This window comes from Pseudokineococcus basanitobsidens, assembly GCF_037482545.1.
Classification (GTDB): Bacteria; Actinomycetota; Actinomycetes; order Actinomycetales; family Quadrisphaeraceae; genus Pseudokineococcus; species Pseudokineococcus basanitobsidens.
On record NZ_JBBIAA010000004.1, the window covers coordinates 153,756 to 165,549 of the forward strand.

General features: G+C 77.9%; 12 protein-coding genes. 7 read left to right on the forward strand and 5 right to left on the reverse strand.

Annotated elements, in window-relative coordinates; all coding sequences use genetic code 11:
- The first annotated feature begins 32 nt into the window (after positions 1-32).
- From WDZ17_RS06310 to WDZ17_RS06335, 6 genes are all read left to right on the forward strand, one after another.
- The gene (locus WDZ17_RS06310) at positions 33-590 is read left to right on the forward strand and encodes a TetR/AcrR family transcriptional regulator (RefSeq protein WP_422631860.1); all 558 of its coding nucleotides are present in this window, start codon (positions 33-35) and stop codon (positions 588-590) included.
- A gap of 228 nt (positions 591-818) precedes the next feature.
- Positions 819-1,043, forward strand: a complete 225-nt coding sequence (locus WDZ17_RS06315; RefSeq protein WP_339574287.1) for a DUF3107 domain-containing protein — start codon at positions 819-821, stop codon at positions 1,041-1,043.
- A gap of 128 nt (positions 1,044-1,171) precedes the next feature.
- Entirely contained in the window at positions 1,172-1,441 is a 270-nt protein-coding gene (locus WDZ17_RS06320) for a GlsB/YeaQ/YmgE family stress response membrane protein (RefSeq protein ID WP_339574288.1), read from the forward strand.
- Positions 1,442-1,748: 307 nt separating this feature from the next.
- Positions 1,749-3,548 carry a DEAD/DEAH box helicase gene (locus WDZ17_RS06325; protein ID WP_339574289.1) on the forward strand — a complete coding sequence of 600 codons (1,800 nt, stop codon included), beginning with the start codon at positions 1,749-1,751 and terminating at the stop codon, positions 3,546-3,548.
- Between the two features lie 67 nt (positions 3,549-3,615).
- Positions 3,616-4,020, forward strand: coding sequence for an ATP-binding protein (locus tag WDZ17_RS06330; RefSeq protein WP_339574290.1), 405 nt, complete (start codon positions 3,616-3,618; stop codon positions 4,018-4,020).
- A 110-nt stretch (positions 4,021-4,130) separates the two neighbouring features.
- The gene (locus WDZ17_RS06335) at positions 4,131-4,979 is read left to right on the forward strand and encodes an oxygenase MpaB family protein (protein WP_339574291.1); all 849 of its coding nucleotides are present in this window, start codon (positions 4,131-4,133) and stop codon (positions 4,977-4,979) included.
- A gap of 22 nt (positions 4,980-5,001) precedes the next feature.
- Here the strand turns inward: WDZ17_RS06335 and WDZ17_RS06340 are convergent, their stop codons facing one another.
- The gene (locus WDZ17_RS06340; protein WP_422631853.1) at positions 5,002-5,844 is read right to left on the reverse strand and encodes a PHP domain-containing protein; all 843 of its coding nucleotides are present in this window, start codon (positions 5,842-5,844) and stop codon (positions 5,002-5,004) included.
- Positions 5,845-5,853: 9 nt separating this feature from the next.
- Positions 5,854-7,134, reverse strand: a complete 1,281-nt coding sequence (locus WDZ17_RS06345) for a DUF2332 domain-containing protein (RefSeq protein ID WP_339574293.1) — start codon at positions 7,132-7,134, stop codon at positions 5,854-5,856.
- Positions 7,135-7,183: 49 nt separating this feature from the next.
- On the opposite strand from WDZ17_RS06345, the gene WDZ17_RS06350 reads away from it, so the two are divergent.
- Complete coding sequence (locus tag WDZ17_RS06350) at positions 7,184-8,875, forward strand: aminopeptidase P family protein (RefSeq protein WP_339574294.1); 1,692 nt, start codon at positions 7,184-7,186, stop codon at positions 8,873-8,875.
- Positions 8,876-8,947: 72 nt separating this feature from the next.
- Here the strand turns inward: WDZ17_RS06350 and WDZ17_RS06355 are convergent, their stop codons facing one another.
- The 3 genes from WDZ17_RS06355 to WDZ17_RS06365 all read right to left on the reverse strand — a co-directional run bounded on the left by WDZ17_RS06355 (position 8,948) and on the right by WDZ17_RS06365 (position 11,741).
- A complete protein-coding gene (locus tag WDZ17_RS06355; protein WP_339574295.1) occupies positions 8,948-9,739 on the reverse strand; it encodes a YflT domain-containing protein in 792 nt (263 codons plus the stop codon).
- Positions 9,740-9,856: 117 nt separating this feature from the next.
- Positions 9,857-10,966 (reverse strand): lysylphosphatidylglycerol synthase transmembrane domain-containing protein, encoded by a 1,110-nt coding sequence (locus WDZ17_RS06360; protein WP_339574296.1) that lies wholly within the window; start codon positions 10,964-10,966, stop codon positions 9,857-9,859.
- A gap of 163 nt (positions 10,967-11,129) precedes the next feature.
- Entirely contained in the window at positions 11,130-11,741 is a 612-nt protein-coding gene (locus WDZ17_RS06365) for a Dps family protein (protein WP_339574297.1), read from the reverse strand.
- Between the last annotated feature and the right edge of the window lie 53 nt (positions 11,742-11,794).

Here is an 11,794-nt window from a genome sequence, read left to right on the forward strand (position 1 = left end):
GCCGCCTCGGCCGGGCCGACCGCCGGGCGCAGCTGCTCGCGGCGGCGCAGCGGGTGTTCGCGCGGGCCGGCTACCACGCCTCCGGGATGGACGCGATCGCCCGGCGCGCGGGCATCACGAAACCGGTGCTCTACCGCCACTTCCCCGGCAAGCGCGACCTCTACGTCGCCGTGGTCGACCACGCCTGCACGGAGCTGGAGGCGTCGGTGCGCCGGGCGCTCGCCGGCACCGAGGACAACCGCGTCCGCGTCTCCGCGACGATCGACGCCTACTTCGCCTTCGTCGACGCGGACGACGGCGCCCGCCTCGTCTTCGAGTCGGACCTGACCAACGACCCGGGCGTCCGCGCTCGCCTCGACGCCCTCGACGAGGCCTGCGCGGCCGCCATCACGGACGTCGTCGCCGCCGACACGGGGCTGCCGCGCCCGGCGGCGCACGTGCTGGCCGTCGCCCTGGCCGGGTCGGCGCAGGTCTCGGCCCGGTCGTGGGTGGCGAGCGGGCGGCAGGTCCCGCGGGAGGAGGCCGCGGCCCTCATCGCCTCCCTGGTCTGGCGCGGCCTGCGCGGGTTCCCCCGCCAGCCCGGTGGGTGACCCGACCGGTCGCCGGGCGCGGCGGTGGACGGGCGCCCGACCGGTCGTCGGCGGGGCGCCGCCGACGTCGGTGCGCCCGCGGCGAACAGCCCGCCTCCGGGTGCGGTCCCGCGCCACCGCGCGGCTAGGTTCGCCGGAGGCGGTGGTCGCCGGCGCCCTCCCGGGCCCGCCCACCGCGAGCAGCCGGGCCCGTCGGGACCCGGGGAGCAGACCCGAGGGAGAGCAGCTGTGGAGATCCGCATCGGCGTGCAGAACGTGGCGCGGGAGATCGTGCTGGAGTCGACGCAGTCGGCCGACGACGTGCGCAGCGCCGTCGACGCCGCCGTCAGCGGCGGCGGTGCGCTCGAGCTGGAGGACGAGCGCGGCCGCCGCGTCGTCGTCCCGGCGGGCGTGCTGGGCTACGTCGAGATCGGGGCCGAGGGCCCGCGCCGGGTGGGCTTCGGCGCCTCCTGACCCGTCCGCGGCGCGGTGCGTCGCCGCGCGCCGACGGGGGTGCTCTGCCACCGTGTGATCACCAGACGCCACCGGGCGCCCGTCGGGCGCCTGATCCGCGGTGACGTCGACCACGGAGAGGCACCACCATGACCGTCAGCGGCATCATCAGCGCCATCATCGTCGGGCTCGTCGTCGGCGCCCTCGCCCGGCTCGTCCTGCCCGGCAAGCAGGACATCAGCATCCTGCTGACCCTCCTGATCGGGCTCGTGGCGGCCTTCATCGGCGGGTTCATCGGGAACGCCATCAACGACGAGCCCGGGTTCAGCTTCCTGACGCTCATCATCCAGGTGGTCCTGGCCGTGATCGGCGTGGCGATCGTCGCCGGCACCAGCGGGCGCAGGTCCGTCCGCCGCTGACCACCGGGCACCCGCCCGCGGAGGCCGTCGTCCCGACCGGGGCGGCGGCCTCCGGCGTGTCCGGGGCGGGTCCGCGCCGCCCGGACCCGGGGCTCCCGCACCGCCCGGACGTGCCGTTCCCGCACCGCCCGGACGTGCCGCTCCGGGCCCGCCCGGCGGGAGCCGGTTATCCTTACCGCGCACACGCATGCCCGGTCGTCGCAGCGATCGGCGCCGACCCGGCGCGTGGGGCCCGTGTGGTGCGGAGCGCTGGAGCGCCCGGCCCGCGTGCGGCCCGGCCCGACGACGACCCGAAGGTCCTCACCCCATGACTTCAGGCACCACGACCGAGCCCCAGACGGACGACACCGCCGACGGCACCGGCGTCGACGACGTCGCGGTCGAGACGCTCGACGCACCCGCACCCGACCCGGCGCTCCTGGCCCCGACGTTCCTCGACCACGGCGTGCAGCCGGCGATCGCCGACGCGCTCGCCGCCAAGGGCATCGAGCGCCCCTTCCCCATCCAGGCGATGACCCTCCCCGTGGCCCTGTCGGGGCACGACATCATCGGCCAGGCCAAGACGGGGACGGGCAAGACGCTCGGCTTCGGCATCCCGGCCGTCCAGCGCGTGGTCGGCCCGGGCGAGGAGGGCTGGGACGCGGTCCTCGCCCCCGGCGACCCGCAGGCGCTCGTCGTCGTCCCGACCCGTGAGCTGGCCGTGCAGGTCTCCGGCGACCTCACCGCCGCGGCGGCCAACCGGTCGGCGCGCGTGCTGACGATCTACGGCGGCCGCGCGTACGAGCCGCAGCTGGAGGCGCTGGAGAAGGGCGTGGAGGTCGTCGTCGGTACGCCCGGCCGGCTGCTCGACCTCGCCCAGCAGGGCAAGCTCCGCCTGGGCAACGCCCGCTGCGTCGTCCTCGACGAGGCCGACGAGATGCTCGACCTCGGGTTCCTGCCCGACGTCGAGAAGATCCTCGCGATGACGCCGGCCGGCCGCCAGACGATGCTCTTCTCGGCCACCATGCCGGGACCGGTCGTCGCCCTGGCGCGGCGCTACATGACCCAGCCGACGCACATCCGCGCCAGCGAGCCCGACGACACCGGCGCCACCGTCAAGGCGACCCGGCAGCTGGTCTACCGGGCGCACGCCATGGACAAGGTCGAGGTCCTGGCCCGCCTCCTCCAGGCGGAGGGTCGCGGGCTCACGATCGTCTTCACGCGGACCAAGCGCACGGCCGCGAAGGTGGCCGACGACCTGGTCGAGCGCGGGTTCGCCGCCGGGGCGCTGCACGGGGACCTCGGGCAGGGCGCCCGCGAGCAGGCCCTGCGCGCCTTCCGCGGCGGCAAGGTCGACATCCTCGTCGCCACCGACGTCGCCGCCCGCGGCATCGACGTCACCGACGTCACGCACGTCGTCAACTACCAGTGCCCCGAGGACGACAAGACCTACGTCCACCGCATCGGCCGGACGGGCCGGGCGGGCCAGAAGGGCATCGCCGTCACCTTCGTCGACTGGGACGACGTGCCGCGCTGGGGCCTCATCGACCGCACGCTCGGCCTCGGCATCCCCGAGCCGGTGGAGACCTACTCGACCTCCCCGCACCTGTTCACCGACCTCGGCATCCCCGAGGGCACCACCGGCCGGCTGCCGCGCAGCCGTCGGACCCGGGCCGGGCTGGACGCCGAGACCCTCGAGGACCTCGGCGAGACGGGTCGCGGCCCCCGGGGCGGGCGCGAGGCCGGCCGTGAGGGCGGCCGCGACGCCGGGCGAGAGGGCGCTCGCGGCGCTCGCCAGGACGGCGGGCGACGGCGGACCGGGGACGGCGACGGCGACGGGCGTCCCCGTCGGCGGACCCGGTCCGGCGCAGGCTCCGGCGGCGGCGCGCAGGCCGGGGCGGACGGCGGCGCGGGCAGCGCCGGGACGACGGCCCCGAGCGCTCCCCCGCAGCAGGGCGGAGCCCTGGAGAGCGGAGCCCTCGCCGGCGGCGGCCGCCCCGGCACCACGGCGACGGCGACGGCGCAGCGGGGCGAGGGGACGGGCGAGCAGGACGGCGCACCCCGCCGTCGCCGCCGTCGCCGCGGCGGTCGCGGCGGGTCGGGCCAGCCGGGCGGCGGGGAGGGCTGATCGGCGCCGGCGGGCCCCGGCGACCCTGCCGGGGCCCGCGCCGAGCGGCGTGGTGCACAATCCCGACGTGCACCTGATCGCGGAGCTGGAGGCGGACGCCTCGGAGGTGCCGCGGGCGCGCCACCTGCTCGAGGAGGCGCTGCGCTCCTGGTCCAGCGACGAGGACGCGGTCGACACCGCCCTCCTGCTCGCCTCCGAGCTCGTCACGAACGCGGTCCGGCACGGCCGTCCGCCGGTGCACGTGCACGCGCAGATGTCGCAGGACGGCGTCGTGCGGGTCGAGGTCGACGACGCGAGCGGCGCGCCCGTCCGGCCGCAGGACCCCGACGTCGAGGACGTCGGGGGACGGGGCCTGCAGCTGGTGGAGATGCTGTCCAGCGCTTGGGGCTCCCGGCTGGCCGACACCCGTCACGACGACGGCCGCACCGGCAAGTGCGTCTGGTTCGAGCTCCGCTCCCCCGGCGCCGCATGAGCCCCGGGGGCCGGGCGCACGCCCGGTCCGCACCACCCGGCGGGGGCCGGGGGCCGCGCGCGGGGCCCCCTGACGGCCGTGGCGACCCGGGGCTCTTCGGACCCGGCAGCGTGACGTGGCGGCTGCACTCCGACCCGGTCGCCGGCGTCGCGGGGCTGCGCGCCCTGCTCCTCCAGGCGCTGCACCCGCTGGCGATGGCGGGCGTCGACCAGCACTCGCGCTTCCGCGAGGACCCGTGGGGCCGGCTGACGACGACGGCCGGGTACGTCGCGACGACGACGTTCGGGACGTCCGCGCAGGCCCGCGCGCTCGGTGCGCGGGTCCGCGCCGTGCACGAGGTGGTGCACGGCACCGACCCGGAGACCGGCCTGCCCTACGCGGCCTCGGACGACCGGCTGCTGCTGTGGGTGCACTGCTGCCTGGTGGACAGCTTCCTGACGACCGCCCGGCGGGCCGGGGCACCGGTCGACGACGCGCAGGCGGACGCCTACGTGCGTGAGCAGGTGCGCGCCGCCGAGCTCGTCGGCGTCCCCACGGACCGCGCCCCGGCCAGCAGGGGCGAGCTCGCCGACGCCATCGACGGCTACCGGCCGGTCCTGCGCTCCAGCCCGGCGGCGCGGGACGCCGTCGCCCGCGTCCTCGTGCCGCCGCTGCCGCCGCTCGTCGCGCTGGCGACGCCCGTGCGTCCGCTCTGGGCGTCCCTCGGGGGGCTGTCGCTGGCGCTGCTGCCGCCCTGGGCGCGTCGCCTGTACGCCCTCCCCTACCTCCCGGTCGTCGGACCGGCCGTGGACGCGGCCGCGACGGCGGCGCTGCGCGGGCTCCGCGGTGGGGTCGGCGGGCTGCAGCGGCTCGTCCCCGCGCTGCGCGAGCCCCCGCCGTTGCAGGACGCGCGACGCCGCCTGCGCGAGGCCGCACGGGACGCCGGCGAGCGCACCGGGCAGACCCCGGCCGACGGCTGACGCGGGCCGACCCGCGGGCACCTCAGCCCCGGACCACCTCGAGCGTCCCCAGCGCCTCGACCGCCTCGAGCACCTCGGGGGCGGTGGTGCGCTCGCCGAGCCGGTTGTCCTTGCCCGCGCCGTGGTAGTCGCTGGAGCCGGTGACCAGGAGGCCGAGGGCCCCCGCGAGGTCGGCGAGGTGACGCACCGCCGGCTCGTCGTGGTCACGGTGGTGCACCTCGAGCCCCACGAGCCCGGCGTCGGCCAGCTCCGCGACGACCTCGTCCGCGACGACGCGGCCCCGCAGCACGGCACGGGGGTGGGCGAAGACGGGCACGCCGCCGGCGGCGCGGACGAGCCGCACCGCCTGCACCGCGTCCGGCGCGTGGTGGCCGACGAAGTACGGCGACCGGGTGGACAGGACGGTGGCGAAGGCGTGGCCGCGGTCGCGCGCGAGGCCCTTGGCGACGAGCGCGTCGGCGACGTGCGGCCGGCCGACCGTCGCGTCGCCGCTCACCTGCTCGAGGACGTCGTCCCACGTGAGCGGCAGGTCGGCGCCGATCCGGGCCACCATCACCTCGGCCCGGTGCAGGCGCGAGGCGCGGGAGAGGTCCAGCTCGGCCCGCAGGCCCGGGGCGAGCGGGTCGTGCAGGTAGGAGAGCAGGTGGATGCTCGTGCCCCCGTGGTGGCAGGAGATCTCCGTGCCGCGCACCAGGGCCACGCCCGTCGACGTCGCGGCGGCGGCGGCCTCGTCCCAGCCGGCCGTCGTGTCGTGGTCGGTGAGGGCGACGACGTCGAGGCCGGCGTCGCGGGCCGACGCGACGACCTCCGCGGGGCTCTGCGTGCCGTCCGACGCCCGCGAGTGGGCGTGGAGGTCGATCATCACCGCGCCAGCCTAGGCCGGGCCTCCCGTCCGCCCCGTCGGCACCGGCCTCGTCGGCGAGGGCCCGGTCGGCGCCGGCGAGGGCCCGGTCGGCGCCGGCGAGGGCTCGGCCGGCGCCGGCGCACCGGGGCCCGGTCCGGGCGGGCCGGACCACCGCACGGGCGGGCCGTGCGGCCCGGCCTCGCCGAGCTCGCGGGGGCCGTGCGGCACGCCGGGGGCACCGGACACCGTGGCGGACAGCACGAACCGGCTCGGGCCGCCGTCGACGGGCCGAGCCGGCTCGAGCGCGAGGTGCACGAGCGGCGCGCCGCCGCCGGCGGCGTCGGCCTCCCGGCCGAGCCGCACCAGGGCGGCGTCCAGGGCGCTCAGCTCCCCGGCGGGGACGTACTGGCGCACGACGGCGTGCCACACCACCGTGACCACCCCGGGGCGCAGCCCGAGCCCTCGGGCCAGCTCCCCGGCGCCGGCACGCCGCAGGGGCACGGGGTGGGCGCGGGCGAGGGCGATCGCCCCCTCGAGGCGGTGGACGCGGTCACGCTGCTCGGGCCAGACGAAGGAGCGCAGGCGCCGCGAGTCCTGCTCGCGCGCGACGTCGAGCGGGGCGACGTCGACGCCCTCGCGGGCGACGACCCGGGTGGGCGGGGGCTCCCGGACCGGTCCCCCGTCCCCCGGACCCGACCAGGGGGCGACGTCCCAGGCCGCGGCCAGCCGGACCGGCGAGCCCGGCGGCCCGCAGGCGCTGCCGTCGTCGCCGACCATCCGCACCCGGTCGGCCTGCAGGAGCAGACCGGCGGAGGCGCCGACGTCCACCAGCCGGACCGGGACAGCACCGCCCTGCCCGGCGGGTCCGGTCCCGGGGAGCCCCCGGCCGACCCCCTCGGCCACCAGGCGGAGGACGCCGCCCCAGAGCGCCGCCGTGCGCCCCACCTCGTTCGTCTGCGGGGCGGCGCCCAGCTCGCGCCGCAGCACCTCGACGTGCTCGGCGACCACCGCGGGCAGCAGGGCGACCGCCGCGGCCGGGTCGCCGCCGGGCCGCGCGTCGGTCGGGTAGCAGCGTCCCAGCGCCGGCGCGTCGCCCGCCAGCACGAGGCGCTGCAGCGCCCCGACCAGGCGCAGCCCCAGGGCGGACGGCCCCGGCTCGCGGCCGTCCCCCGCGAGGACGTCCGCCACCGGGCCGGCGCGCCGCAGGTCCTCCGCGGCCGCCTCGCACAGGGCCGCCGTGAAGGGCGCCCCCAGCGTGCGGCAGGTCCCCGCCTGGCGCTGCAGGTGCTCGAGGACGGCGGCTGCTCCCACGGCCCCATGGTGCGGCAGCGGGGACGTCCGTCGGTGGCACCCTGGACCCATGACGAGCACGTCGAGCAGCCAGGCCACCACGACCACCCCGGCGCCGGCGGCGCAGGACGCGGCGGGCGCGAGCGCCGAGGCGGGCGAGGTCCTGCGCCCCGCCGGGAGCGGGACGCCGAGGACGTCGGCGACGCCGGCCGAGCGGGCGGCCCGGCGCAGCCACCGGCAGCGCCCGACCTCGGAGGCCTTCCGCGCGCTCATGGCCTCGGGCTGGGGCCCTCTCGACGACGGCGCAGGGCACGACGGCGCACGGCACGACGGCGCAAGGGACGACGGGACCGGCCGCCTCGCACCGGCGGCCCCGTACGCCGCGGCGCGGCGCGAGGCCGTCTCCCGCCTGTTCCCCGGCGAGCGGCTCGTGCTGCCGGCCGGACCGCTCAAGACGCGGTCGAACGACACGGACTACCGCTTCCGCGCGTACAGCGCCTTCGTGCACCTGACCGGGCTGGGGGGCGAGCGCGAGCCGGACGCCGTCCTCGTGCTCGACCCGCGCCCCTCCGGCCGAGGGGTGGACGACACGGGGACGGAGGACGCCGACGCCGGCCACGAGGCGGTGCTGCTCTTCCGCCCGCGGACGCCCCGCACCTCCCAGGAGTTCTTCGCGGACTCCCGCTACGGGGAGTTCTGGGTGGGGGCCCGCCCGTCGCTCGCCGACATGGAGGCCGAGCTCGGCCTGACGTGCCGCGACGTCGCCGAGCTCGACGACCTGCTCGCCGCGGGCGGGGCCCCGCTGCGCGTCCTGCCCGACGTCGACCCGGCCCTGACGGCGAGGGTCGCGGAGCTGCGCCGGTCCGCCGGGACGCCCGAGGACGACGCCGCCGAGGCCGACGACGAGCTCGTCGTGGCGCTGTCGGAGCTGCGGCTCGTCAAGGACGAGCACGAGGTGGAGCAGCTCCGCCTGGCCGTCGGGGCGAGCGCGCGCGGCTTCGAGGACGTCGTCCGTTCCCTCCCGCGCGCCCTGGCGCACGAGCGCGGCGAGCGGGTCGTGGAGGGTGCCTTCGCGGCCCGGGCCCGCGAGGACGGCAACGGCGTGGGCTACGAGACGATCGCCGCGGCCGGCGAGCACGCGTGCACGCTGCACTGGACCCGCAACGACGGCCCGGTCCGCCCCGGCCAGCTGGTCCTCCTCGACGCGGGCGTCGAGGTCGACAGCCTCTACACGGCCGACGTGACCCGCACCGTCCCCGTGGACGGCATCTTCACCGAGGTCCAGCGCCGCGTCTACCAGGCGGTCCTGGACGCGGCCGACGCCTCCTTCGCCGTCGCCCGGCCGGGCTCGCGCTTCCGCGACCTGCACGAGGCGGCGATGCGCGTCGTGGCGGCCCGGCTGGAGGAGTGGGGCCTGCTCGGCGTCGGGGTGGAGGAGGCGCTGTCCGAGGACGGCGGCCAGCACCGCCGCTGGATGGTGCACGGCACGTCGCACCACCTCGGGCTCGACGTCCACGACTGCGCCCAGGCCCGGCGCGAGATGTACCTGGACGCGGTGCTCGAGCCCGGGATGGTCTTCACGATCGAGCCCGGCCTGTACTTCAAGGGCGAGGACGAGCTCGTGCCCGCCGAGTACCGCGGCATCGGCGTGCGGATCGAGGACGACGTCCTCGTCACCGCCGACGGCTGCGAGAACCTGTCGGGGATGCTGCCCCGCACCCCGGACGACGTCGAGTCCTGGATGGCCGCGCTGAGGGGCTGAGCCGAGGGGTCCGGACGCGCGACCGCCCGGTCGCCCCGAGGGGCGACCGGGCGGTCCGGCTCGACCTCGGCGTCAGCGGGGGGGACCGGCCTGGTCCGGCTCCCTCGGCCCGTCGACCGCCGTCCCGGCGTCCTCGCCCCGGCCGCCGTCCTGCTGGCCACCGTCGTGCTGGCCGCCGTCGTGCTGCTCGCTCTCCTGCTGCCGCTGGCGGGCGAGCATCTCGCTGTACGTGGGACCGCTGACCCGAGCCGGCGCCTCCTCGGGCGCCGCCCGGCCCGGGGCGGGCGTCACGCCCTGCGCCCCGACGACCGCCCCGGACGGCGACGCCCCCGTGGGGGTGCCCCAGCCGGGACGCGTCAGACCGAGGGCTGCCTCCGGGTTGCGCTGCAGGACCTCGCGGACCGGGCCGGTGTGCTCGCTCGCGCAGAAGATGGCGTAGCGGGAGGCCACGATCTGGCTGACGGAGGTGAAGTCACGGCGTCCGCGCGTCGCGGCGTAGCTGACGAGGCTGAGGATGAGCCCGAACGCACCGCCGATGAGGATCGCGGGCAGGATCGTCACCAGCCCCGCCTCGGGCGGCGCGAACAGGAAGAGCAGGAGTCCGATCAGCAGCCCGATCCAGGCCCCGGAGGCGAAGCCCGCCCCCGCGACCCGGCCGTAGGTGAGCCGGCCCAGGACCCGCTCGACCATGCGCAGGTCGGTGCCGACGATGGTCACGTGCTGGACGGGGAACTCCTCGTCCGAGAGGAAGTCGACCGCGGACTGCGCGGCGGTGTAGCTCTCGTAGGACGCGACCTCCTGACCGGTGGGTGCCGTGGGCACGCCCTGGCGGCCGCGGGCGGAGGACGAGAAGGGGCTGGCCATGCCCGTGATCATCCCTCGCGCCGCGACGGCGCACCACCGCAGCCGGACCCGTGGAGCGATCTCGGGGCCGACGCACAGCCGGGTCCCAGCCGGCGGGCCGACCCGGCGGGAGCCCGCTCAGAGATCCCCGGCGCGGCGGAGCAGCAACGTGAGGACCCAGCCCGGTGCGACCCAGAGCCACAGCGTGGCGATGCGGTAGGTGACGGCCGACAGCAGCGCCGGCTCGGCGGGGACCCCCACCGCCACGAGGCCGCCGGTGATGGCGGCCTCGACGGCGCCCACCCCGCCGGGGGTGGGGAACAGGCTCCCGACCGCCGTGCCGGCGAACAGGACGACGGCCAGCTCGAGCAGCGGGACCGAGGCGCCGTAGGCCGCGACGCTCGCCCCGAGCGCCAGCAGGAAGCCGCCCGTGACGAGGGCGGAGCCGACCAGGGCGAGGACGAGCCGCTCCGGCGCCCGGGCCAGCCCGCGCAGCGCCGCCGCCGCTCCCTGCAGCGGCTCGCGCACCCGGGGGAGCACCCACGAGCGCAGCGGCCGGACGGCCAGGACGACGCCGACGAGCGCCACGAGCACGCCCGCGGTGACGAGCGTCACCGCGCCCGGCAGCAGCCGGACGCCCTCCGCGGTGCGGCCCGAGGCGAGGACGACGCCCGCGAGGACGACCGCGGTGACGACGAGGGACGTCGCCTGCACCGCCACGACGGCGGCGACGGCCGCCGCGGCGCCCGCTCCCCGGCGGGCCATGTGACGGGCGTTGAGGGCCATGCCCCCGAGCCCGGCGGGCCCGAGCAGGTTGACGAAGGTCCCCGCGACCTGGACCGCCAGCGCGGTCAGCGGCCGCAGGGTGACGGGCGAGACCGCCACGACCGTCGTCGCGGCACCGACGAAGGTGAGCAGGGCGCCGCCGAGGACCACGGCGAACCACGCCGGCGACGACGAGGACAGGACCCGGCCGAGGTCGGCGACGGCGAGCTCGGTCGCGAGCAGGGCGAGCGCGACGGCGCCGCCCAGGACCATGACCACCGTGCCGAGGCGCCGACGGCGCCGGTGCCGCACGGCCTCGCCCGCCGACGGCGGGTCGGCGTCGACCCCCTGGCGCCGCACCGGGTCATGGGTCAGGTCGGCGGTCGGGTCGGCGGTCTGGTCGGCGGCCGGGTCGTGGACCGGCTCAGGGACCCGGTGGCGGGCCGGGTCGTCGGCGGGGTAGCCGGGGACACGGGGGCTCACGGGCGCTCCCTCCCCGGACGACGGCACGGATCACGAGCCTAGGCGCGCTCCCCCGCCCGACCGCGCCGCGGACGCGCCGGGCACCGGCGCCGGTGCAGCGGGGCGACCGCGGGGCGGGCCGACGTGCGACCCGCCCCGGCGGCCCCCTGCGTGCCGAGGGGGATCAGAGCCCGTTGCGGCTCTCGCCGGCCTGCTGCGCCGCCTGGACCTCGGACGTCGCACCCGCGCTGGAGACCTGGCCGCCCGCGTTCTCGAGGTGCGCGCGCACGAACCAGTGGAACTGCTCGAGGTCGGTCGAGTGGTCGATGAGCATGTCCTCGGTGATCGGGTCGAGGTCGCCCACCGACTCGATCGCCGCGCGGTAGTCGCTGATCACGCCCTGGTAGACGAGGTCGAGCGCGCCGAGGTGCTCGGTCGTGCCCGCGCGCCCGATGGAGTAGTCGTCCCACGTCCGCTGCCGGACGAGGGCGCCGGGGGTGCCCACGGGGCTGCCCCCCATCGCCGCGATGCGCTCGGCGCAGGCGTCGGCCATCTCGCGGACGGCGTCCACCTGCGGGTCGAGCATCTCGTGCACGCCGATGAAGTTCGGGCCCACGACGTTCCAGTGCACGTGCTTGAGCGTCAGGTGCAGGTCGGTCAGCGCGGTGAGCCGCTCCTGCAGGTTCTTCACCACCTGGGCGCCGGCGTCGGGCGCCATGCCCGGGATCGTGTACTCCACCGTGGGCACGCCGCCGAGGGCGGTCGAGGGGTCCTTCGTGGTCTCGCTGATCGTCATGGCCACGACGCTACGGCCGCCCCCACGCCCCCGCACCCGCGCGTCCCCGCGGC

Excerpts from the sequence above, each read along its gene's own strand:
- WDZ17_RS06320 (WP_339574288.1), top strand. The coding sequence starts at position 1,172 with ATGACCGTCAGCGGCATCATCAGCGCCATCATCGTCGGGCTCGTCGTC.
- WDZ17_RS06325 (WP_339574289.1), top strand. The coding sequence starts at position 1,749 with ATGACTTCAGGCACCACGACCGAGCCCCAGACGGACGACACCGCCGAC.
- WDZ17_RS06350 (WP_339574294.1), top strand. The coding sequence starts at position 7,184 with ATGACGAGCACGTCGAGCAGCCAGGCCACCACGACCACCCCGGCGCCG.
- WDZ17_RS06355 (WP_339574295.1), bottom strand. The coding sequence starts at position 9,739 with ATGGCCAGCCCCTTCTCGTCCTCCGCCCGCGGCCGCCAGGGCGTGCCC.
- WDZ17_RS06365 (WP_339574297.1), bottom strand. The coding sequence starts at position 11,741 with ATGACGATCAGCGAGACCACGAAGGACCCCTCGACCGCCCTCGGCGGC.